At 61.3% G+C, this 22011-nt stretch carries 20 protein-coding genes; 9 read left to right on the top strand and 11 right to left on the bottom strand.

All coding sequences use genetic code 11. The annotated features are described in order from the left end of the window. Window positions 1-85: 85 nt before the first annotated feature. Window positions 86-520, bottom strand: coding sequence for a redox-sensitive transcriptional activator SoxR (soxR, locus tag QZ638_RS13175; RefSeq protein WP_295811165.1), 435 nt, complete (start codon window positions 518-520; stop codon window positions 86-88). 151 nt (window positions 521-671) lie between these two features. Here soxR and QZ638_RS13180 point away from each other — a divergent pair, with 151 nt between their 5' ends. After that, the gene (locus QZ638_RS13180; protein ID WP_295811167.1) at window positions 672-2210 is read left to right on the top strand and encodes an MFS transporter; all 1539 of its coding nucleotides are present in this window, start codon (window positions 672-674) and stop codon (window positions 2208-2210) included. Between the two features lie 55 nt (window positions 2211-2265). Here the strand turns inward: QZ638_RS13180 and QZ638_RS13185 are convergent, their stop codons facing one another. The 8 genes from QZ638_RS13185 to QZ638_RS13220 all read right to left on the bottom strand — a co-directional run bounded on the left by QZ638_RS13185 (window position 2266) and on the right by QZ638_RS13220 (window position 12905). Beyond that, window positions 2266-3945 carry a formate--tetrahydrofolate ligase gene (locus QZ638_RS13185; RefSeq protein WP_295811168.1) on the bottom strand — a complete coding sequence of 560 codons (1680 nt, stop codon included), beginning with the start codon at window positions 3943-3945 and terminating at the stop codon, window positions 2266-2268. Window positions 3946-4062: 117 nt separating this feature from the next. Further along, window positions 4063-5223 (bottom strand): AAA family ATPase, encoded by a 1161-nt coding sequence (locus QZ638_RS13190; protein WP_295811170.1) that lies wholly within the window; start codon window positions 5221-5223, stop codon window positions 4063-4065. 87 nt (window positions 5224-5310) lie between these two features. Further along, complete coding sequence (locus tag QZ638_RS13195; protein ID WP_295811172.1) at window positions 5311-6435, bottom strand: DUF2333 family protein; 1125 nt, start codon at window positions 6433-6435, stop codon at window positions 5311-5313. Window positions 6436-6457: 22 nt separating this feature from the next. Further along, window positions 6458-7741, bottom strand: a complete 1284-nt coding sequence (locus tag QZ638_RS13200) for a DUF6638 family protein (protein WP_295811174.1) — start codon at window positions 7739-7741, stop codon at window positions 6458-6460. Then, a complete protein-coding gene (locus QZ638_RS13205) occupies window positions 7738-9642 on the bottom strand; it encodes an AAA family ATPase (protein ID WP_295811177.1) in 1905 nt (634 codons plus the stop codon). Before QZ638_RS13205 ends, QZ638_RS13200 begins: the two co-directional genes overlap by 4 nt. An 8-nt stretch (window positions 9643-9650) precedes the next feature. Further along, complete coding sequence (locus QZ638_RS13210; protein ID WP_295811179.1) at window positions 9651-10799, bottom strand: hypothetical protein; 1149 nt, start codon at window positions 10797-10799, stop codon at window positions 9651-9653. Window positions 10800-10863: 64 nt separating this feature from the next. Continuing rightward, on the bottom strand, window positions 10864-11952 hold the full coding sequence (locus QZ638_RS13215; RefSeq protein WP_295811180.1) for a hypothetical protein: 1089 nt from the start codon (window positions 11950-11952) through the stop codon (window positions 10864-10866). A 20-nt stretch (window positions 11953-11972) separates the two neighbouring features. Continuing rightward, window positions 11973-12905 carry a LysR substrate-binding domain-containing protein gene (locus QZ638_RS13220; RefSeq protein ID WP_295811183.1) on the bottom strand — a complete coding sequence of 311 codons (933 nt, stop codon included), beginning with the start codon at window positions 12903-12905 and terminating at the stop codon, window positions 11973-11975. Between the two features lie 114 nt (window positions 12906-13019). Here QZ638_RS13220 and QZ638_RS13225 point away from each other — a divergent pair, with 114 nt between their 5' ends. Further along, entirely contained in the window at window positions 13020-14030 is a 1011-nt protein-coding gene (locus QZ638_RS13225) for a putative sulfate exporter family transporter (protein ID WP_295811185.1), read from the top strand. 1 nt (window position 14031) lies between these two features. Here QZ638_RS13225 and QZ638_RS13230 read toward each other — a convergent pair whose 3' ends face one another. Beyond that, window positions 14032-14652 carry a thymidine kinase gene (locus QZ638_RS13230; RefSeq protein WP_295811187.1) on the bottom strand — a complete coding sequence of 207 codons (621 nt, stop codon included), beginning with the start codon at window positions 14650-14652 and terminating at the stop codon, window positions 14032-14034. A 226-nt stretch (window positions 14653-14878) separates the two neighbouring features. Here QZ638_RS13230 and QZ638_RS13235 point away from each other — a divergent pair, with 226 nt between their 5' ends. The 3 genes from QZ638_RS13235 to choV all read left to right on the top strand — a co-directional run bounded on the left by QZ638_RS13235 (window position 14879) and on the right by choV (window position 18015). Further along, the gene (locus QZ638_RS13235) at window positions 14879-15826 is read left to right on the top strand and encodes a choline ABC transporter substrate-binding protein (RefSeq protein ID WP_295811190.1); all 948 of its coding nucleotides are present in this window, start codon (window positions 14879-14881) and stop codon (window positions 15824-15826) included. A gap of 150 nt (window positions 15827-15976) precedes the next feature. Further along, the gene (gene choW, locus QZ638_RS13240) at window positions 15977-16831 is read left to right on the top strand and encodes a choline ABC transporter permease subunit (protein WP_295811192.1); all 855 of its coding nucleotides are present in this window, start codon (window positions 15977-15979) and stop codon (window positions 16829-16831) included. Further along, window positions 16828-18015, top strand: coding sequence for a choline ABC transporter ATP-binding protein (choV, locus tag QZ638_RS13245; RefSeq protein ID WP_295811193.1), 1188 nt, complete (start codon window positions 16828-16830; stop codon window positions 18013-18015). Before choW ends, choV begins: the two co-directional genes overlap by 4 nt. Before the next feature lie 66 nt (window positions 18016-18081). Here the strand turns inward: choV and QZ638_RS13250 are convergent, their stop codons facing one another. Next, on the bottom strand, window positions 18082-18621 hold the full coding sequence (locus QZ638_RS13250) for a hypothetical protein (protein WP_295811195.1): 540 nt from the start codon (window positions 18619-18621) through the stop codon (window positions 18082-18084). A gap of 98 nt (window positions 18622-18719) precedes the next feature. On the opposite strand from QZ638_RS13250, the gene QZ638_RS13255 reads away from it, so the two are divergent. The 4 genes from QZ638_RS13255 to QZ638_RS13270 form a co-directional block, all read left to right on the top strand. Further along, window positions 18720-19364: a TetR/AcrR family transcriptional regulator gene (locus QZ638_RS13255; protein ID WP_295811197.1), complete on the top strand. Its 645-nt coding sequence runs from the start codon at window positions 18720-18722 to the stop codon at window positions 19362-19364. A gap of 118 nt (window positions 19365-19482) precedes the next feature. Continuing rightward, window positions 19483-20244, top strand: a complete 762-nt coding sequence (locus QZ638_RS13260) for a 3-hydroxyacyl-CoA dehydrogenase (RefSeq protein WP_295811200.1) — start codon at window positions 19483-19485, stop codon at window positions 20242-20244. A 7-nt stretch (window positions 20245-20251) separates the two neighbouring features. Beyond that, window positions 20252-21415 (top strand): CaiB/BaiF CoA-transferase family protein, encoded by a 1164-nt coding sequence (locus QZ638_RS13265; protein WP_295811202.1) that lies wholly within the window; start codon window positions 20252-20254, stop codon window positions 21413-21415. Window positions 21416-21422: 7 nt separating this feature from the next. Continuing rightward, window positions 21423-22011 (top strand): HugZ family protein (locus tag QZ638_RS13270; RefSeq protein WP_295811203.1); only part of this gene is annotated, 589 nt, incomplete at its 3' end.

Raw genomic sequence — 22011 nt, forward strand, 5'->3', positions numbered from 1 at the left:
CAGGGGCCGCCCGGAACGGAATTGCCAATCGGCTGGCAGTCGCTATGCGCGAACCGAACGCATGGCCGACAGTCGGGCGACGTTCCTACCCCCTGCTCCCCACCCAGTATCGCGGTCCCGGCCCCAATCGGCCCGCCCGGTCTGCCGGGTTCGTCAGCGCGCAGGTTTCGAGCGACAAACATCCGCAGGAAATGCATTCGGTGAGGCCGCGCTTCAGCCGCTCCATCTCGGCAATCCGTTCGTCGATGCGTTTTGTCCAGTTTTCCGAAAGGCGTGCCCAATCGTCTCCCTTTGGCACGTGATCGGTGGGCAACTTGTCCAACTCTTCCCGGATTTCGTCGAGCGAAAGCCCTACCCGCTGCGCAAAAACGATGAAGGCGACGCGCCGCAAAACCGCGCGTTCATAGCGTCGGTGGCCCGAACCGGCGCGTTCCGAGGCAATCAACCCTCTCTCTTCGTAGTACCGCAAGGCGGATGCGGCGACGCCGCTGCGGCGCGAAACCTGGTTGATGGTCAGCATCGAGAGCCTCCTGTCAGTTCAAAAGAAATCTCACATTCGACGCTTTACTTCAAGCTTACTTGAACTTCTAGAAGCGTGAGGCATGTGCCGGCTCCCGCCTTGGCGGGGCAACGCCGGCCGCCTCGCAACCGGTATGTTCAAGGATACCCACATGACCGCCACGACAGGGATCGCCGCCGCCACACCCACCCCCGCAAAAGCATCCATGCGGGAATGGCTCGGGCTGGCCACTCTCGCTTTACCCACATTTCTCGTAGCCATCGACATGACCGTTCTGCATCTCGCGGTGCCGCACCTCACCGCCGCGCTACGCCCCAGCAGTGCCCAGCTTCTGTGGATTGTCGATATTTACGGCTTCATGATTGCGGGCTGCCTGGTGGTGATGGGAACGCTCGGCGACCGCATCGGTCGGCGCAGACTGCTCCTTGCCGGCGCCGTCTTTTTCGGTGCCGCATCGGCGATCGCCGCCATTGCCGGGAGCGCCGCGACACTGATTGCCGCCCGCGCGCTGCTCGGAATCTCGGCGGCTGCGCTCATGCCCTCCACCCTCGCTCTCCTGACCGATATGTTTCGTGACAATCGGCAGCGAGGCGTGGCAATCGCCATATGGTCGAGCATGTTCATGGCTGGAACGACAATCGGCCCGATTATCGGCGGCGCGCTTCTCGAATATTTCTGGTGGGGTTCGGTCTTCCTGCTCAACGTGCCGCTGATGCTTCTTCTTCTGATCATCGCACCGTTCGTCCTGCCGGAAAGCGCACGCACGCGCGGTGGCCGGCTCGATCTGGCGAGCGCAGCGCTGTTCCTGTGCGCGGTCCTCGTTACCGTTTACGGCGTGAAACACGTGGCTTCCGTAGCGCTCGACCTCCAGGCCCTCTCGACGCTCGCTGCCGGGTTTTGCCTGGGCATCATGTTTGTCTACCGACAGACGACGCTCTCCGATCCGATGCTGGACCTGTCACTCTTCAAGAACTTGCGGTTCAGCGCCGGCCTTGCCACACAATTCCTTACAATCTTCGCAGTGGCGACACCCTATTTTCTCTCGACCCAGTATCTGCAACTGGTCGCTGGTTTGTCGCCGCTGGAAGCCGGTCTCGCGATGCTGCCGCCAATGCTCGCGGGCATTGCCGCCGCCCTGCTTGCGCCAACGGCAACCCGCATCCTGCACCCGGGCAGCGTGACAGGATTTTTAATGCTCGTCGCCGCAACAGGATTTGCCCTTCTCGCACTTGTCCCGGCCGAAGGCGCATTGCAAACCGTACTCGGCGGGCTTGCCCTCATCACGATCGGCTCCAGCGCGACAATGGCGTTGATCGTCAACATCATCGTCAGCGCCGCCCCCGAAGAACGCGCCGGCGAGGCATCCGGCCTTTCCGAGATGAGCGGCGAATTCGGCATGGCTCTCGGGCTGGCCGTGATCGGCAGCCTCGCCACCGCCGTCTACCGCAATCAGGTCGCACAGTCTCTGCCCGAAACGTTCGGCGCAAACCGCACAATGGAGGCGATGGAATCGCTCGGCAACGCAGTGACCGCCGCCGGGCAGATCGACGAGAAAAAGGGCGAGGAGCTTCTCGTCGTCGGGAGAGAGGCGTTCGTAGCCGGCCTGTCGCTAAGCGCGGTCATCGGGCTCGTTCTTGCCCTCGCACTGGCAGCCTTGGCTTTTCGCGTGCTCACACGCGTACCGGAATAGGACCGTACATAAAGGGGCAGGCGCCTGGCCTGCCTTCCGATCCAGAATCAACTTATTAGGAAAGCCCCTCTATAAGTCCGTTTTCATTGAGGAAAATACGCTCGGACGACGGCACTTTCGGCAGCCCCGGCATGGTCATGATCTCACCGCAGATCGCCACCACGAAACCGGCGCCGGCCGACAGCCGCACCTCGCGGATCGGCACCACATGACCGGTGGGCGCACCGCGCAGATTGGGGTCGGTGGAGAAGGAATACTGCGTCTTGGCCATGCACACGGGCAGATGGCCATAGCCCTGTTCCTCCCATTGTTTGAGCTGATTGCGCACGGATTTGTCGGCGATGGCCTCCGACCCGCGATAAATGCGTTTGACCACCGTGTCGATCTTGTCGAAAAGCGGCATGTCATCTGCATAGAGCGGGGCGAACTGAGACGCGCCGCTCTCGGCAAGCGCCACGACCTTGTGCGCCAGTTCCTCGATGCCGGCGGATCCTTCAGCCCAGTGGCGACACAGAACCGCTTCTTCGCCCTGCCCGGCGACATAAGCTTTCACCGCCTCGATCTCAGCATCGGTGTCCGTGTGAAAATGGTTGATCGCGACAATGGCCGGCACACCGAACTGCTTCACATTCTCGATGTGGCGGCCGAGATTGACACAGCCCGCCTTAACCGCCTCGACATTTTCCGCGCCTAGATCGTCCTTCTTCACACCACCGTTCATCTTGAGCGCCCGTACCGTCGCGACGATAACAGCGGCAGCCGGCTTGAGCCCCGCCTTGCGGCACTTGATATCGAAAAATTTCTCCGCACCGAGATCGGCGCCGAAACCTGCCTCCGTTACCACATAGTCGGAAATCCTGAGCGCCGTGGTGGTCGCCATGACCGAATTGCAGCCATGAGCGATGTTGGCGAAGGGACCGCCATGGACGAAAGCCGGATTGTTTTCCAGCGTTTGAACCAGGTTGGGCTGAAGCGCATCCTTCAGAAGCACGGTCATGGCGCCATCGGCCTTGATGTCGCGGGCATAGACCGGGCTCTTGTCGCGGCGATAGGCGATGATGATGTCGCCGAGGCGCTTCTCCAGATCCTTCAGGTCCGTCGCTAGACACAGAATGGCCATGACCTCAGACGCCACGGTGATGTCGAAACCCGCCTCGCGCGGAAAGCCGTTGGCCACACCGCCCAGCGAACAGACGACCTCGCGCAGCGCCCGGTCGTTCATGTCCATCACACGCCGCCACGCCACGCGGCGAATGTCGATCTCCTCGGCATTGCCCCAGTAGATGTGATTGTCGATCAGAGCCGAGAGCAGATTGTGGGCCGAGGTGATGGCGTGAAAATCGCCGGTGAAATGAAGGTTCATATCCTCCATCGGCACCACCTGAGCATAGCCGCCGCCGGCAGCGCCGCCCTTGACGCCGAAACAGGGGCCGAGCGAAGCCTCGCGGATGCAGATCGCCGCCTTCTTGCCGATACGGTTCAGGCCGTCGCCGAGGCCGACCGTGGTGGTGGTCTTGCCCTCGCCGGCGGGGGTCGGATTGATCGCCGTGACGAGGATCAGCTTGCCATTCTCGTTCTTGCGGGCCTCAGCGATGAATTCGGCCGAAACCTTTGCCTTGTCATGGCCGTAGGGCAGAAGATGCTCGGATGGAATATCCAGTCTGGCGCCGATCTCCTGGATCGGCTTTTTCTTCGCCGCGCGGGCAATTTCGATATCGGATTTCACTTCGGCCATGACGATGATTCCCTCTCCCGGTGGTCCGCAACGTTCGCCGAATGGCATAAAGCCGCGAAATGGAAACGTCCACCGTCGCAAAAGAGGCGCGCAATGCGTGAAATGCGACAGGAGCCGCTATCGCGACGGCCAAACCCAGGCCGGTTTCTCGTACTCCTCCTCGACGACCGTTTCCCCCAACTCCTTCTTCAGAGTGAAGAAGCGTGCAGTTCCCTGATCGCGCAGCGCCTCGGCAAGGGTGTGCGAATGCGTGACCACAATGAATTGCGAGGACAGGCACGTGCGGCTCAAAAGCCGTGCAAGCGGTGCCAGGAGGGAGGGATGCAGGCTGGTTTCAGGCTCGTTCAGCACCATAAGCGGTGGAGGGCGCGGCGAAAGAAGTGCCGCCACAAGACAGAGGTAGCGCAGCGTCCCGTCCGACAGTTCGGATGCGCGCAACGACCGCAAAAGCCCATGCTGGCGCATACGCGTCTCGAACATACCGTCCGGGCTAACGGAGACTTCCACCGCACTGCCCGGAAAGGCATCGTCCACCGCCTCCAGCAGCGCGTCGCGGTCGCCTATTTCGACTATCGTCTGTAACGCCGCCGCCAGATCCGCGCCATCGGAGGCAAGGACCGGCGTGCGCGTACCGACCTGCGGCAAACGGGCAGGTGCTTCGAAGTCGCTGCGAAAATGATCATAAAAGCGCCAACTGCGCATACGTTCGCGAAGCTGCAGCAGCTCGGGCGCATTCTTCGGATCGGCGGCATGGGTCATCATGCTGTCGAAAGACGGCAGGCCGCTCATCACCGTTTTGCGCGCACCCGTCTCGTCGAGGACACCGACATGCGGCCCCCGCCTTTCGGCAAAAACATTGTGACGGGCGAGCTTTTCTCCCGTCCAAACGGCTTCGGCCTTGATGACCGGATCGCCGTTGAAGGCGCTGCTTGCCGGAACCGGCAGTCCAAGATCGACCGCATAGCCGTAATCCTCGTCTGCAAAGCCGAGCCGCAGGCTTACGGACTCCTTGCGTATGGTTCCCTGAACAGGCTGTTCACCCCGTTTCATGGCCGCGGAGAAGCGCTCCGGGCCGGCCCACAGCGCCGAGGTCAGCCCGCCCTCTCGCGCAAGCGAGGCAGCGACCGCACCCTGAGCCGTGTCGGCGAGCAATCTGATGGATCGGTAAAGGCTCGACTTGCCGCTGCCATTGGCGCCGGAAATGACGTTGAGCCGATCGAGCGGCAGAACAAGATCGCGCACCGAACGATACCCGGAAACGGCAATGGTGATCAGCATGGCGCGTTTCCCGGCGATGGCAGCTTCAATTCACCGCCGAACGAACAGAAGAAAACGACCATTTCCAAATCGATGCCGTTGCTTTCTCTATCGGTCGAGCACCAGCCGCAGCTCGACGAGATTGGAGCGCACACGCAGGATGTAAAAGCCCATCGTGGCGAGATGCGTGGGCATGATCCAGCCATCCTCGCGGCCATTGGAGATGATGAAAGGCTGGACGTCGAGAGCGGCGCGGAACTGCTCCTCCGTGGTATCCCAGAGCGAGCCCAGCGAACGCTGCTTGATGACATCCTCGAAATCCGCACCCGCCGCCTTCAGGAGGCCGTAATAGGCGTAGAGCTGGCCATAGGCGAACCAGAAACGGTCGTCAGCGCGGGTGTCGAACCAGCCGGAATTGTAGTTCTCCGAACGCTGGCGCAGAAGATCGGAGGTGGATCCCAGATCGCTGGCAATACGGTCCAGATACTGAATCAGATTGTCGGCGCGTGCATCGAACACCGCCTCGCAAGTCTCAAGACGGTCATTAAAGCTTCGCAGGTCACGAATGGCGGAACGGTAGAAGCTCGGCGTCGGCGTCTTGGGACCGAACGGGCTCAATCCGAAATACCAGGTCTCCTCATCGAAGGTCAGTGCGCCACGCGCGTTCTGAAGGTCGCGATCGATCTGCGAGGTACCGCGCACGCGTCCGAGCGCATCGACCAACTCGATGGCGCTGCGGCGTGTGGCCTGGTTGATGCCGCGCTGAAACGACGCCTTGTTGTCGAAAAAGGGCGTGTCGTCCCAGTCGAGCGCGAAAAAGAAACCGAGTTTGTAAAGCAGCATGGACGAAATCCATGCGTTCTCGTTGACGTTGAAGTCGGTCAGATCCGCAGTCAGATCGACGATGGCCGAGCGCCCACAGGTGCGCGTCTCGCCGCCCTGCGTGGCCGCCGTCTGCTCGCCGGCGGAAACGCCACGCGCATCGAGCTGATATTCTTCGACATAGTCCGGGTCGAAGGACGACCAGACCTGCGTTTGCCAGAAGAAATAGCCGTAAAAGCCGATGAGGGCGAGAAGCGCCAGTCCCACGGAACCGCGCACAATCCAGCCGCGACGCGTATACCAGCGCCCGGCCGCCATGAAAGGCCACAATATCCAGGCGATCACGAGTCCGAGGCCACGACCGATCCAGTGAAAGACGCGGGTGAAGAAATCAACGATCGGATCGAGCACGAAGCGCCTCCCTCGGGCGATTTTAGTCCAGGCCGTAGAGGCGCTTCCTCAGCGCCGGCTTATCCTTGAGATAGGCGGTTTTGAGCCGCGCCACAACATATTCGCGCCATGTCTCCGGCCAGGTTTCGTAATCCTGATAGAAGCCCTGCTTGTTGAAGACATAGCGAGCGATAAAATCGGACGGTACAAAATCGGAGATCAACCGGTTGGTGAGCCAGGCGTCCCTGTGTTCGGGGTCGGCCCGCGTCACAAGAAAGCGCAGATGCGGTGGGATTTCCTCGATCTTGAGCCTGCCCGTCTGACCGATCTCGCGCACGGCGGCATTGAGAAAGGGGATGCTCCCCTCGCCAGCCACATGTCCTGCATTGCGGTGCGTCCACGTCTGGAGCCAGACCGGGTCGATGCGCGCGAAATCGGCATCCGGGTCTTCACGGCGCACCATATCGAGCAGCACCATCTCGCCGCGATGGGCGAGATAGTCCGACCGCTCGATCCACGAGGCGCGCGGCAACTGGATGCGGCCGGTTTCGGCCAGGAACCGGAAAATGCGCGCCGGATCGTCCTTCGACAGATAGCTCACCTGCCAGGGCCGCGAGCGGCGGAAGCCCGGCGTCGCCGGATCGGCGATCACAGTGGTGGCATCGCGGTCGACGAAAATGTATACGCCGCCGAAATGGCTGGTCCAATAGGCATCGTGCCGGAACACGACCTGTTCGGGCACGAGGCTGTTCTCACGGATATCGCCGGTTTCGCGCGCAAGCGCCACCATACGGTTGAGCAGCGTATCGTCGCGCCAAGCGTCTGGTTCGTGCCTCACACGGTCCGCCAATCGCCCGAGTTCCGCCGCCTTGCCGAGCAAGTCTTCCGCCGACAGGACCTTGAACTCCACCTGCACGATGGAGAGCAGATCCTCAATGTCGCGCACCTGGTTCACCTGCTCCTCGATCTCACCATAGACCACGTCCTTGATGGTGATGGCGTTGATGGCGCGGGCATTGGCCATCATGAATTCGTAGACGAGCTGCGAGGTGTTCGAGAAGGCCGTGTGCACCACAGGCAATTCGATCTGCGCCGGGGTGAGGATGATGAAGCGCCGGTTGATCCCGTTGGGGTCGAGATACTGCTCGTCGCCCAGTTCCTCGGCGATCTGCGGCGAGAAGCCGGTGCGGTCTATCTCGAAGGAGGCGAGTTTCGTCTGCCGCACGCCAAAAGCATCGAGCGCCTTGTTGTAGCGCGCGATCAGATGCGGTTCCTCGATTTTCAGAAGGCGACCGAAGATCAGATCATTTTCGCGAAGGAGGTTCACCAAACACCCCTCGCCTTCATGTCCTCGATCTCGCGCAGGGCGCGTTCGCGCAGGCGCTGGTCGCGGACGATGGTGGAGACGGCCGCGTCGTCCGAACGGTCCGAATAGCGGAATTCCGAATCCGCATAACGGTTGATCTCCTGCATCACCATGTCCATCGTGAATGGTCGGCGCAGTTCGGCGATCATCGCTTCTTTCTCATCATAGGACTTGCGCATGAAGGCATCAGGCGTCTCGAACCATTCGTCCGGAAGCTCGATATCCATGGCGCGCATCTTGATGGCGTCGGTGATGTTTTTGATCGCGCGGCCGGTGAAGCGCGGCTCCGCCAGCTTGATCTCGTGGAGATAGGCGCCGATATCCGTCAGCGTTTTCGGCTCGCCGCGATCGTTCAGGAAGCGCTCATAGACCTTTGCAAGCCCTTCTTCCTGCGGTTTCGAATGCGCCTCATAGGCAGTTTCCACCGCGCGCTTGATTTCCTGCGTTGCAAACGGCTCGTGCTCGCCAAGCGGGATCGAATGGTTCTTACCCGCAAGAAGCACGAAAATGTCGACGTAATCCTCGAACGTCTGCGGTCCGTCGACAAGCCAGCGCGCGCCGGCACGCTGGCGCAGCGCATCGTCCACATTCTCCGGATAATTGGAGAACATGCCGAAGGAGCAATTGCCGCGCACCACGGTGCCCGCACCCGCAAAGCTTTCCATCAAAACGCCCGTCACCTCCTGCTGGCCGGCGGATGCCCGGTCGTCGGAGCGCTTGGCCGCGACCTGGTCGATGTCGTCGATGGTGCCGAAGCCAATGGCGCGCGGGCTCAGAACATTTTCCATGAACTGCTTGCAGTTCTGCCCCGACTTTCCCTGATAGGAGGAAATCTGGTCGACGCCGAAATTCTCGTAATGGAACGGAACGCCCGCAATCTGGCAGTAATCGTTCAAAAGCCCGGCGGTCATCTGGATGAGAATGGTCTTGCCGGTGCCCGGCGCGCCGTCGCCGATGAAGGTGAAGAGAAATCCGCCGAGTTCAACAAAAGGGTTGAGCTGGCGCTCGAAATCATAGGCCATCAGCATCTTGGCGAGCTTCATGGCCTGATATTTGGCGATGTGATTGCCGATGATCTCGTTGGGCTTCTTGAACGTCATGACGAGCGGCTTGCGCCGGCTTCCCGGCGCCACGTCGAACCCGTCCAGCGTAAAATCGTCGGCCTCAAGCCGCATATGCGTGTCTTCAAACGCACCGAGACCGGTGAAACGGCTGCGGCGCTGCAAAAGCCCCTCGATGGCAATGCGGGCAAGCGCGCGGGCGCGCGCGGTCATCGCCGTGTCGTCGCCAGCATCTGTAATCGCGCCATCAAGCGCGGCGAGCACACTTTTCAATGCATCCTGCGGGGTGTCGAACTGGAAATCCGGTTCATCCGTGTCGTTCACCGGCTCGCTGTCGGCATCGAGCATCTGCAGAAGATAGGATGAGAGCGTGAAGGCCGCGACATAGGCCGATGCCTGCAGGAGCGTGTGATAGGACTGCGCCGCCGCCCCTTCCAGCGGGCTGCGGGCGTTTCGCTCCTGAAGGCTTTCAAGTTCGGTTGACCGCGCAAAGACATCGGCCACCGCAAGTGCCACTGCCGCCCCGCGCCGGGCGCGAAAAAGCAGCGTGTGCTGCGGAATGGAGAGCATCGGGTCGCCCTGGCGGATGGCGGCGACGGTTTTCGCCAGTTCCACCTCGCGCGTCTTGCGCAGCGCACCGGTGGAAACGGTCGACACGAAACGCCGCCCGGTACCGGCGATCTCCGTGCCCGAACGGCCGTTATCGCTTTGAAGGACCACGAAACGCGTCACGAGGCTCTGCGCCGTGGCGCGGTATTTCTCGATATCCTTCTCGTCGATGGTCGTCAGGCCGGTGTCCATGAAATGTCCTATACGTCGGTGATGACCCGCCCGCCGGAAATGACGTGCACGTCGTAGCCATCGAAAATCTTCTGCGCCTCGCCGGCCGCATAAAGCGCCTGGTAAGCCTCGTGCGGCACGAGCGCATGCTGTTCGAAAGCGCTCACGCCCATGCGGGCTGCGTCCAGATCGTCGGTGTCGATGAAGAACTCCTCACGCGCCGGCTGGCTGGACCACAGCCCCTTGCGCGCCGGGCGCTCGGTCTTTGAATAAACCTCCTGCACCGTCCAGGTGAGAAGCCACGCATTCTCCTGTCGGCGCACTTTGCCGAGCACCTCGGAGACGGTCGAATTGTTCTCCGTGATGCCGGCCGTGTAGAACGGCCCCAGCACCACCCGGCGCAGTTGCTTGGGGTGAAGATGATCGAAATCCTTGTCGAGATTGCCGGCAATCGTGGCCGGCGACAGGGAATAAGCAGAGTTCTTCTCGGCGAAATCGTCGAACTGATGGGCAAGTTCCGGGTTGAGCAGACCGCCCACGGGCAGGCCGAACTCGACATCCTTCTTGAGCTTGCCATCGCCGGAAACGAGCGCCTTGACCATGGCCGGCGAGGAATCCTCCACCGCCGCCATATAGACCATGGGCAGGCTCGAACTTCCGTCGAAAGCGCCCCAATGCACCAGATAGTAAGGCCGTTTCGTCCTCGGATTCACCGAAACGCGCACCGTTTCGGGCAAAATGAAGGGCGAAAAGACGTTTCCTTCCTTCACCTCTTCCAGATAAAGGCGTTCAGCCATGGATTGTTGGAGTTCGGCGGGAAACGCGCGATGACGCAGGATGAAATCGACCATTTCGGCGCGCAATTCGTCGGGCCCCGATATGCCGGCCAGGCGCTTTTCGGCCTGACGCCGGTCGTTCTCCAGTTCGAGCACGCTCTGAAAAACCGGATAGCCGCTTTCCGCCCGCTGGATACGGAATTTCTCCATGAAGCCCAGGCGATTCTGCCAGCAGTCAAAGGAGCGCTCGAGCCGCCCGATATAAGGGGCGACAACCTCGGCCACGAGACCGTGCGACTGGAAGGGCGAGGCCGTGCGGTCGCCAAAATACACGCCAAGCCCCTCGAGCGCGGAGGCGATCGCATCGAAATAACGGTCGGCTGCCCGGTTGGCGGGATTCATGGTGTGGGCAACCTGGAAAGGCGAAGCGCGCACCGCATGGACACGTCAGGCACGGTACACATCATCAGGTGCGGATGTAATTGGCCGCATCGTGCTTCTTCATCACATCTTCGAAGCGACGGGCGAAGGCATCGTCGGCAAGCTTCTTGCGACGCTGGATGTCGGCGGTGGTGACCATGTTCTTCTCGTGCAGTTCGAGCAAATCTCCGATGTGGCGCTGCGCGGCTGCGCCGATGCCGGCCATGGTCTCTTCTGCGGTGTTGTCAACCTTGGAACCAAGCGTATTGATGCGGTGGGCGACGTCCTGCTGGGCCGCGGTCTTCAGCGAATCTTCGAGCGCCTTGTAAAGAACGATGCGTTGCTCGGTGTCGATGGTCAGCTTGTTGATGAGCGTCGACTGGGCGGCGATCTGGTTGTTGAGCGAATCCACGAACGTCTGGAACATGGACGTGTAGCGTTCGAGCGTTTGGCTTTCGGCGAGCAGTTCCTGCTCCTTGGCCTGCGCTTCGTTGTATTCGGTCGCAAGCTTGGAGCGCTCGCCTTCAAGCCCGGCGCGGTCCTTCTGGTTGGTCGAGGCCGCAATCTTGTTCTCGATGTCGAGCAGCATCGGGTTCAGCTCCTCGATGCGCTTTTGTGTCGTCTCCAGCGTCTCCATCGTGGTTTTGCGCCGCTCGATCACCTTCGCAAGGCTCGTTTCGGAAGTCTGGTAGCGCTCTTCCAATACCTGCTTCTGATCCTTCAAAATGCCGGTGATCGTGTCGGATTTCGAAAGCAATTCCTGCAGGTTTCCCGAAAGCGACATGTTGCGCACACGCTCGGTGCGCATGCGCTGCTTCCTCTGTTTGGAGAAGATGCCGATAAAGTTTTCCCAACCGGTGTAACTCTTCATGCTCTCGAACTCGGAGCCAAACACGTTGGTAGCATCCTCGAGTCCGATGATCAGGTCGGCGATGTTGGTCTCCATCACCTTCTGCTGAGTGAGCACATCCTGAATACGAGCGTTCTCGATGTCGAAATCGGCCTGGCCGATCTTCTCGTCGGTGCGCGCGAACTTGTCCAGCACCGTGCCCGACTGCTCGATCTTCGACCGCATCTCGTCGACCACCTCACGGGTCTTCGCGATCTCCGTGTCGAAATTCTGCAAGGTGGCCATGATGAAACGCTCCGCAAAGGTCAGGGTTGCGGAAATATATGTGGGTCGATTGACGATTGAAAGACGTTACCCGCCTCGACGCACAATTCCTCCAGGGCGGTGGCTGCACCGCTTTGCCGCCTCTCCTTGTGGCGAAGCAGGCTGAAATCGCGCGCACCGAGATCGATGTTCGCAAGTTTGAGGAGACCACGCTCAACAAGAGGCCCCGCTGCAGCCATGGAAACCGCAGCCGCGCAACCGCTCTCGCGCACAGCCGAAAGCACCGCCTCATTGGAGGGAAAATCCATCACCAGGTCGAGCGCCGCCGGATCGATGCCCATCTCCACGAGCGTGCTTTCAAAGGCAGTGCGCGTGCCCGACCCCTCCTCGCGCATGACCCATGACGCACCCGTGACGAGATCTCCCGGTTGAAGCACCCGCCCGATCGCCCAGGGGTGGCCGGGGGCGACCACCACCGCCATCACATCCCGGTCCACCCGACGTACGGAAAGAACCGCCTCGTCCACCCTGCCTTCGACCAGACCGACCTCGGCCACACCTTCCAGCATTGCATCGGCCACCATCCGCGTGTTGCCGACGGTAAGCTTGAGAGAAATGCCTGGATACAGCTTGTGAAAGCGCATCAGAACCGGCGGCAGCCAATAGCTCGCCACGGTCTGGCTCGCGTGAACGTTGAGCGTGCCGCGGCGAAGGCCGCCAAGCTCCGACAGCATTGTCTCGGCCGAGCGGACACGGGCAAGCGTGGCCTGCGCCTCCCCCAAAAACACCCGGCCGACACGAGTCAATTCGATGCGCCGGCCAACCCGGTGAAAAAGCTCGACACCGTAATAGCTTTCCAGCGCCTTGATCGAAGCGCTGACCGCTGAAGGCGTGCGCCCGACAGCCGTGGCGGCCTGGGTCAGATGCTCCCGCTCGGCGACGGCAACGAAGATCAACAATTGTTCAAAAGTCATATCATCATTCGATCCAATCGAATGATACATGCCAGACTATTCGATGGAAATCCATAAAACGTCATGCGAACAAGGAAGCGTTCGTCACATCAGGCCGATCCAAAGAACCGGAAAATGTCCGCACTTCGTCATCCGCTCCAGCTTTTGCCCGGCCTTCTTCTTTCCGTGCTTGTCGCGGGATTGGCACTGGCGGCGGCCTGGGCGGAACGGGCATGGTTCGGCGAGGTCTGGCTCGAAGGCCTGGTGCTCGCCATACTGTTCGGCGCGGCCATCAGTTCGCTCGCCAGAGTAAGTGCCATTTTCCGTCCCGGTATCGACTTTTGCGCGAAGGCCGTGCTGGAAGTGGCGATCGTGCTGCTCGGCGCATCCATCAGTCTCGGTGCGCTCGGCGATGCGGGATTTGGGCTCGTCGGCGGCATTGTCGGCGTGGTGGCGCTGTCGCTGCTTGCCGGCTATGCGATCAGCCGCGCGCTCGGCCTCTCTCCGGGACTTTCGACACTGGTCGCCTGCGGCAATTCCATCTGCGGCAATTCGGCAATCGCCGCCGCCGCGCCGGTGATCCGCGCCGAAGCCTCGGAAGTGGCCGCATCCCTGTCCTTCACCGCATTCCTAAGCATTCTCGTCGTGTTGCTGCTGCCCGTCATTTATGTCGCCGTCGGCATGAGCCCGGTGCAGTCCGGCGTTCTCGCGGGTCTGACGGTCTATGCCGTGCCGCAGGTCCTGGCCGCAGCGGCGCCCGCGGGACAGATCGGCATCCAGGTCGGCACCCTGGTGAAACTCGTGCGCGTGTTGATGCTTGGACCGGTCGTCTTTTTTCTGGGTCTCGCGCACGGCCGGCAGCACGGAACCAAACTTCATTTCCTGCAGATGGTTCCGTGGTTCATCATCGGCTTTCTTGTCATGATGGGGCTGCGTTCGGCGGATCTGATCCCTTCCCCGGCCCTGCCGGCGATGCACGAGGCATCCGGGCTTCTGACAATCATCGCCATGGCGGCGCTCGGCCTGACGGTGGACATTCGCAGCGTGATGAAAAGCAGCGGACGCGTGATCGTCGCCGCCCTTCTGTCGCTGACCGTTCTCGGCATCGTGAGCTACGCGCTGATCCGCTTTCTGGGCGTCGCCTGATCTATTCGGCAATGCTGCCGGCGAACCCCACGAGATCTTCCGCCTTCCAGCGACCCATCTCCTCTTCCCAGTGCTTTCGGCAAAGCGAGACATAGACATCCTTGCCGATGGCCACCTGCGCGCCTTTGCGGGCGACTTTGCCGTCAGGCCCGAGCCGCACCACCATGGTGGCCTTGCGGCCGCAGCGACAGATGGTGCGCACCTCGCGCAACTCGTCGGCCAGCGCAAGCAGCGCCTGCGATCCGGTAAACAGATTGCCCTGGAAATCGGTCCGCAACCCGTAGCACATGACGGGGACGCCCAGCCTATCGGCGACCCGCGCCAACTGCCAGACCTGCTCTTCTTCAAGAAACTGTGCTTCGTCAACGAAGACGCAATGGACCGTCGCGTGGCTGTGATGCTCGGCGATACGCGCGTAAAGATCATCGCCGTCGCGGAACATTTCCGCATCGCTGTCGAGCCCGATGCGCGACGAGATATAGCCGCCATCTTCCTTGCGGTAATGGCCGGCAACGAACAGCATCGTGTTCATTCCGCGTTCGCGATAGTTGTAGGATGCCTGAAGAAGCATGGTCGACTTGCCGGCATTCATCGTCGCATAGTGAAAATAGAGCTTTGCCATCGCGCTGCCTGTCCCGTTGGCGCTGTTAAACACCACATGGGCGCCATAGAAAACGTCGCATTGTTTTCTTCCACGGGAATACCGTCGCATAGGGCGCGTTGTTTGGCGCCAGCAACTCCCTGTTTGTGCTTGCAGCGATCCTGAATTGGTGCTTGCCTTTGAAATAATGAGCAAAGCCGGTTAAGACCCGCGCTCTGCCGAACAACAACCACAGAGGAGAGCCGTCATGTTATCCAGCCGAAAAGCGACCTTGATCCTGGGGGTCGCAGCGAGCCTGGCATCGGGCGCCGCCCTGGCCGCGGATCCGGAATCCTGCAAATCCATCACCTTCTCCGACGTCGGCTGGACCGACATCACCGCAACAACCGCGACCGCTTCGGTGGTGCTGGAAGGTCTCGGCTACGAACCCGAGACGCAGGTGCTTTCCGTGCCGGTCACCTATGCCTCGCTCAAGAACAACGATGTCGATGTCTTTCTCGGCAACTGGATGCCGACCATGGAAGCCGACATCGCCCCCTACCGCGAGGATGGCACGGTTGAAACCGTGGTGACCAATCTGGAAGGCGCGAAATACACGCTGGCCGTTCCGCAATATACCTACGACGCGGGCCTGAAGAGCTTTGCCGACATCGCCAAGTTTACCGAAGAGCTGGACGGCAAGATCTACGGCATCGAACCCGGCAATGACGGCAACCGTCTGATCCTCGACATGATCGAAAACGACACGTTCGGCCTCAAGGACTTCGAAGTGGTGGAAAGCTCGGAAGCCGGCATGCTATCGCAAGTGCGCCGCGCCGTGGGGTCGAAAGAACACGTGGTGTTCCTCGGCTGGGAACCGCACCCGATGAACGCCAATATCGAAATGACCTATCTTGAGGGCGGCGACGACGTGTTCGGCCCGAATTACGGCGGTGCGACGGTGCACACCAACACGCGCGCGGGCCTGTCCGAAGAGTGCCCAAACCTCGGCAAACTACTGAAAAACATGGTCTTTTCTCTCCAGATGGAAAACGAGATCATGGGCAAGATCCTGGATGACGGCGCAGAGCCGCAAAAGGCCGCTACGGAATGGCTCCAGGCGAATCCCGACGCGATGACACCCTGGCTCGAAGGCGTGACCACGCTGACGGATGAGCCGGGCCTCGACGCCGTCAAAGCCCATCTGGGCATGTAAGCGACGATCAGCCGATGCGCCCCCGATCTCGAGGCGGGCACGCATCGGCAGACACCCCGGCACCCGGATCCGGCCGGGTGCCGGTCGCCAGAGCCAATGGCGACCGTCAACGCATAAGAAAAAATCCGAAGAAAGGAACCGCGCGGGCTCATGGACCCTCTTTCAGAATGGATCGCTGACTGGAAAATTCCCATCGGCCGGTGGGGCCGTGACTTTTTCGACTTCCTGACCACCAATTTCGCCTGGCTGTTCGACACGCTGGCAGATGCGCTTGCCGATGTGCTCGACGGGCTGGTGGATATCCTGCTTGTCATTCCCCCCATCATTCTGGTGCTGGCCATCGCCGCGCTGGCTTACGCGCTACAGCGTTCATGGAAGCTCGCCCTCGGCGTCGGCCTTGGCCTGCTCTTCATCATCAACCAGGGCCTGTGGGAAGAGACCGTCGAGACACTGGTTCTCGTGGTCGCGGCGGCAGCCGTCTCCATGGCGATCGGTGTGCCGGTGGGCATCTGGGCGGCGCACAACGCCCGTGTCTACCGAGTGCTGCGCCCCATTCTCGACCTCATGCAAACGCTGCCGACCTTCGTTTATCTGATTCCCGTGCTGATCCTGTTCGGCCTCGGCGCCGCGCCCGGCCTGATCGTAACGGTCATTTTCGCGTCTCCTGCACCGATCCGGCTCACCTATCTCGGCATCACATCCGTGCCACAACCCATGCTGGAGGCCGGCCAGGCCTTCGGCGCCACCAAGCGCCAGCTTTTGTGGAAGGTGGAACTGCCCGCCGCCCTGCCCTCCATCATGGCAGGACTGACGCAGTGCATCATGCTGTCGCTCTCCATGGTGGTGATCGCCGCGCTGATCGGCGCCGACGGGCTCGGCAAACCGGTGGTGCGGGCACTGAACTCGGTCAACATTCCTCTCGGCCTCGAAGCGGGCCTTGCCATCGTGGTGCTGGCGATCATTCTCGATCGCATCGCACGCATCGAACGGGGGAACGGCAAATGAGCGTGGCCATCGATTTTCAGAAAGTCGACATCCTGTTCGGCGACGACCGGCAGAAGGCCGATGCACTGCCGCTCGTGGATGCGGGCAAGAACCGCGAGGAGATCCTTGCCGAAACGGGCGCGGTGCTCGGTTGCGCGAATTGCGATCTCACCGTCGAGCGCGGTGAGATTTCCGTCCTGATGGGGCTTTCGGGTTCCGGCAAGTCTACATTGCTGCGTGCCGTCAACCGGCTGAACACGGTGGCGCGCGGCAAGGTCATCGTTCATGACGACGACTGGCAGGCCGACGTGGTCGACTGCTCACAGGCGGAACTGCGCAGGATCCGCCGCGAATGCGTGGCCATGGTGTTCCAGCAATTCGCACTCCTGCCCTGGCGCACGGTGGCTGAGAATGTCGGATTCGGCCTCGAACTTGCGGGCGTTCCGGCGAAGGAACGCAAGGAGCGCGTGATGGCGCAGCTCGACCTGGTGCATCTGACGGACTGGGCCGACAAATACGCACACGAGCTCTCGGGCGGCATGCAGCAACGCGTCGGCCTTGCCCGCGCCTTTGCAACGGAAGCACCGATCCTGCTGATGGACGAGCCGTTCTCCGCGCTCGATCCGCTGATCCGCACCAAGCTGCAAGACGAGCTGATCGAATTGCAGGAACGGTTGAAGAAGACCATCCTGTTCGTCAGTCACGACCTCGAAGAGGCGTTGAAGATCGGCAACCGTATTTCCATCATGGAAGGGGGACGGATCGTCCAGACGGGTGCGCCCGAGGACATCGTGCTGAAGCCAGAGAACGACTATGTCCGCGACTTTATCTCCAATGTGAACCCGCTTTCGGTGCTGACAGCCTGGAACGTGATGCGCGACGTGCGCGATCTGGAGGCGGCCGGCGAAGGCTGGCTCTGGCTCGATCGCCGGCGGACAACGCGCTTCAAGTTCGACGAAAACATGCTGGTTGTCGATGCCGAGCGCAATGGCGAACCGGCGATATGGGTCTCCTGCGACGATATCGAGGAATTACCGGAAGACAAACCGAAGGTCTTCTGGGCAACCGCCGGTACGTCGCTGAAAACGGTGATGCGTGCCATGCAGCAATCGCAAACGGCACCGGTGGCCCTGTTCGACGACGCCTCGCGCTTCCTGGGCGCCATCGGCATTCGCGACGTGCTGGGCTCCATCATACGGCGTTGACGCAAGGACCGCGCACGCCCTGCCATATTTGAAAGACGGGGCATGTGCTGTCGTTCCCGGATTGCGCTAAGTTTTCAGTGCCCCTTTGACGTAATCAATCCTGGGCCTTCGAAAGCCCATCGCGGCCCAGGCGAGCATCAATTTTGCGAAGAAGCCGAAACCGTGCCCGGAAGCGTTGGGCACATCGTCGGGCAAGGCAATACTTGCCGGTGCGTCACCCGTCGCCGTTCTCAATTGCAGGGGCGGTATCGCATCGCTCGGCCAAAGATTGCCGTAGACGCTCAGCCAGTGGCCCTGGGTGAAATCCAGAAAGATCGGCGTGTTGCAGCAGGAGGCGATCACACGACGCGTCTTGCTATCCGCAGTCAGACGGTGTTCGCGCAGCAAGTCACCGCCCGCTTCGCAATGAACCCGGTCCTTCCGATAAAGAACGAAGCGGGTCGCGCGCCTGTCGTCAAGCGTCGATGGCGCGCCGGGCAACGACTGGAAAACGCTTCCAGCCTGCTGGCAATCCGAACACAGGCATTCGGTGCTCAGGATCGGCTTGCCTTCTACACGCAAACCCACCAGCCCGCATTTGCATGTCAATCGTGTCGCAACGGTCATTCCGCAACCTCATACTCTCAAAACTAGACTGTACGGTCTAGTTTTATCTGTCAAGCGCGCGTGCTATGCTCCGTCCCGCGAACCGAGGGACGGCCAGGATGAGCAGCAACGCCACAGCCCGCCAGCAACGCACTCGGCAGAACATTCTGACCGCGGCGGAGCGCGTGTTCTTGAAGAACGGATTTCTCGGCACCAGCATGGACCAGGTGGCCGAGACGGCAGGCATGTCGAAGCAAACGGTCTACGCGCATTTCAAATCGAAAGAGGCGCTGTTTCGCGAAGTCGTGATTTCCATGACGGGGACAGCCGCCCATGCATTGCATGAAGACACCGAAGCTGCACCGGACGGCCGTCCGGTCGAGGACGTCCTGATGGAAGCGGCAATAAACCAGTTGAACGTCGTTCTGACCCCAAGGTTGATGCAGTTGCGCCGTATGGTGATCGGCGAGATCGAGCGCTTCCCCGATCTCGGCGTTGCGCTTTTCGACAACGGTCCGCGCAAATCCATCGAAAGGTTTGCCCGCCTCTTCGCGCACTACAATGACGCGGGTCGACTCGACGTCCCCGATCCGGCCAATGCCGCCGCCTATTTCAACTGGATATTGATGGGGGCTCCAACGAATGCGGCAATGCTTTTGGGCAATGCCGCTCTTCCCGGCACCAGGCAACGCCGGGAACACGCGCAGGAAAGCGTGCGGATTTTCCTCAGCGCCTACGGACCCGAGGCAATGCGGGGATCGTGATCGGTCGCACAACACACCCCGCACATCGGCCTTGCGCCATGCAGTCCCCGCAGCATCTTTCCCACATCCCTATCCCCGGCTACTGTGCCTTCCGAAACGAAGGAAGGGAGGCCTGTTCATGAATCCATCCGGCATTGTTGCGCTCGTCACGGGCGGGGGCTCGGGGCTCGGCGAAGCGACGGCGCGGGCCCTTGCAGCCAGAGGCGCCAGGATCGCCATCGCGGATGTCGGCATGGACAAGGCAGAGCGCGTGGCTGAGGATATCGACGGCATCGCCGTGAAGTGCGACGTGACGAGCGAGGATGACGGCAAGGCGGCCATTGCAGAGGCGACCGAGAAACTCGGTCCACCACGTATTCTGGTCAATTGCGCCGGAATCGCCATCGCCATGAAAACCGTCGGCAAGGACGGACCGCATCCGCTCGATCTCTACCGCAAAGTGCTCGAGATCAACCTTCTCGGCACGTTCAACATGATCCGGCTCTATGCGGCTCAGGCCCAGGAACTCGAACCGCTCACCGGCGGCGAACGCGGCGTCATCGTCAACACGGCCTCGGTCGCCGCTTTCGACGGACAGATCGGCCAGGTCGCCTATTCCGCATCCAAGGGCGGCGTGGTGGGCATGACGCTGCCGATAGCGCGCGATCTTTCACGTTCAGGCATACGCGTGTGCACCATTGCGCCAGGCATCTTCAAGACGCCGATGATGGCGGGTTTGCCGGAAGACGCGCAGGCGTCTCTCGGCCAACAGGTGCCCTTCCCGCCGCGCCTCGGCGAACCCTCCGAATATGCGGCGCTTGCCTGCCACATTGTGGAAAATCAGATGCTGAACGGCGAAACGATCCGCCTCGACGGCGCAATCCGCATGGCGCCGAAATAGGCAAGGCATGAGCGACAACCGGAAAGGACCGCTCGCAGGCCTCACCGTCATAGAGATGGCGGGTCTGGGGCCGGTGCCGCTCGCCGGGCTCATGCTGGCGGAAATGGGCGCAACCGTGCTGCGCATCGAACGCAAGGACGCCAAGCGCGATTTCCTAAACGTGCCGCCGCAATACGATCTCGACCGGCATGGGCGGCAAATCCTGAAACTCGACTTGAAACGGGCCGCCGGCCAGGCGCTTCTCCTGCAAATGATGCGCCATGCGGATGTGTTGATGGAGGGATTTCGCCCCGGCGTCATGGAACGCCTCGGCGCCGGACCGGATATGGCCCTGGGTGATAATCCCGGCCTCATTTACGCCCGAATGACAGGTTTCGGCCAGGATGGCCCGCTTGCGGACCGCGCCGGTCACGATCTTACCTATCTCGCCTATTCCGGTGTGCTCTCCATGATCGGCCGCAAGGACCAACGCCCTGTGCCACCGCTCAACCTCGTCGGTGACTATGGCGGGGGAACGATGTTTCTCATCGCCGGCATTCTGGCAGCGCTTCTGGAACGTAGCCAATCCGGCAAGGGACAGGTGGTGGACGCAGCCATGACCGACGGCGCCTCCATGTTGGCTGCCCCGTTTTTCGGGTTCATGGCGACAGGTTTCTGGCGACCGGAACGCGGCACCAACCTGCTCGATGGCGGCGCGCCCTTCTATGACACCTATGAAACGGCGGACGGGCAATGCATGGCGGTCGCATGCCTCGAGCCTCAGTTTTTCGCGGAATTCGCACGTCTTCTGCCATTGAACGATGCGATGACGGCCGCGCAATACGATCAGCGGTGCTGGCCCGAAATGCGCACAGTGATCGCTCAATCCTTCAAGTCGCAAGACCGTGCCTTCTGGGTGGAGCGTTTCGAGGGTTCGGATGCCTGCGTCGCACCCGTCCTGACGCCCGGTGAAGCCGCCCGCCATCCACACAACCGCGCACGCCGGGCGCATGTGGAGAACGAGGAATTTTTGCGCCCCGCACCCGCCCCGCGCTTTTCACGCACACCGGCTGAAACGGCGCCGCACGTCAATACGGCTTTATCGCTCTCGGAGTTCGGCATAAGCGAAGAGGAGCAACGAAGGCTTGCAGCCGAAGGCATCATCGGCGAAGGAGAGGCTTCAACGCATTGAGGCCATGATGAGCGAAGAGAAGAAGAAAGACGTTATTCTGGACACCGACGCGGATGCCATCCGCCTTGGCAAAACGCTGTTGCGGACATCCCGCTTCGGCGCGCTGGCGACCCTCGATCCAGATGACGGCGCCCCCTTCGCCACCCGCGCCGCCACCGCCACCGACCTCGACGGCGCACCGATCATTCTGGTTTCCGGCCTCTCCGCGCATACGAAAGGACTTCAAGCCGATCCCCGCTGCTCACTCCTCATCGGCGAGCCCGGCAAGGGCGACCCCTTGGCTCACCCCCGCCTTTCGGTGAAGGCTGTCGCCGCGCGGCTGGAACCTGGCGCAGACACTCATGAACGCGCCAAACGCCGCTATCTCGCACGCCATCCCAAGGCCAAGCTCTATGTCGACTTTCCCGATTTCGTCATTTACCGGCTGGAGCCCGAAACAGCACTTCTGAACGGCGGCTTCGCCCGCGCCTACAAGCTCTCGCGCTCCGATCTTCTGACCGACGGCGCCGCACTCGCCGACCTGACGGAGGCCGAAGTCCGGTATCTGATCAACACGGAATGGGCCGAGACCGCCGACGACATCGTCTGGCGACGCT

It is taken from the genome of uncultured Nitratireductor sp. (assembly GCF_913053745.1).
GTDB lineage: Bacteria > Pseudomonadota > Alphaproteobacteria > Rhizobiales > Rhizobiaceae > Nitratireductor.

Excerpts from the sequence above, each read along its gene's own strand:
- soxR (WP_295811165.1), bottom strand. The coding sequence starts at position 520 with ATGCTGACCATCAACCAGGTTTCGCGCCGCAGCGGCGTCGCCGCATCC.
- QZ638_RS13180 (WP_295811167.1), top strand. The coding sequence starts at position 672 with ATGACCGCCACGACAGGGATCGCCGCCGCCACACCCACCCCCGCAAAA.
- QZ638_RS13185 (WP_295811168.1), bottom strand. The coding sequence starts at position 3,945 with ATGGCCGAAGTGAAATCCGATATCGAAATTGCCCGCGCGGCGAAGAAA.
- QZ638_RS13190 (WP_295811170.1), bottom strand. The coding sequence starts at position 5,223 with ATGCTGATCACCATTGCCGTTTCCGGGTATCGTTCGGTGCGCGATCTT.
- QZ638_RS13205 (WP_295811177.1), bottom strand. The coding sequence starts at position 9,642 with ATGGACACCGGCCTGACGACCATCGACGAGAAGGATATCGAGAAATAC.
- QZ638_RS13210 (WP_295811179.1), bottom strand. The coding sequence starts at position 10,799 with ATGAATCCCGCCAACCGGGCAGCCGACCGTTATTTCGATGCGATCGCC.
- QZ638_RS13215 (WP_295811180.1), bottom strand. The coding sequence starts at position 11,952 with ATGGCCACCTTGCAGAATTTCGACACGGAGATCGCGAAGACCCGTGAG.
- QZ638_RS13220 (WP_295811183.1), bottom strand. The coding sequence starts at position 12,905 with ATGACTTTTGAACAATTGTTGATCTTCGTTGCCGTCGCCGAGCGGGAG.
- QZ638_RS13225 (WP_295811185.1), top strand. The coding sequence starts at position 13,020 with ATGTCCGCACTTCGTCATCCGCTCCAGCTTTTGCCCGGCCTTCTTCTT.
- QZ638_RS13230 (WP_295811187.1), bottom strand. The coding sequence starts at position 14,652 with ATGGCAAAGCTCTATTTTCACTATGCGACGATGAATGCCGGCAAGTCG.
- QZ638_RS13235 (WP_295811190.1), top strand. The coding sequence starts at position 14,879 with ATGTTATCCAGCCGAAAAGCGACCTTGATCCTGGGGGTCGCAGCGAGC.
- choW (WP_295811192.1), top strand. The coding sequence starts at position 15,977 with ATGGACCCTCTTTCAGAATGGATCGCTGACTGGAAAATTCCCATCGGC.
- choV (WP_295811193.1), top strand. The coding sequence starts at position 16,828 with ATGAGCGTGGCCATCGATTTTCAGAAAGTCGACATCCTGTTCGGCGAC.
- QZ638_RS13250 (WP_295811195.1), bottom strand. The coding sequence starts at position 18,621 with ATGACCGTTGCGACACGATTGACATGCAAATGCGGGCTGGTGGGTTTG.
- QZ638_RS13255 (WP_295811197.1), top strand. The coding sequence starts at position 18,720 with ATGAGCAGCAACGCCACAGCCCGCCAGCAACGCACTCGGCAGAACATT.
- QZ638_RS13260 (WP_295811200.1), top strand. The coding sequence starts at position 19,483 with ATGAATCCATCCGGCATTGTTGCGCTCGTCACGGGCGGGGGCTCGGGG.
- QZ638_RS13265 (WP_295811202.1), top strand. The coding sequence starts at position 20,252 with ATGAGCGACAACCGGAAAGGACCGCTCGCAGGCCTCACCGTCATAGAG.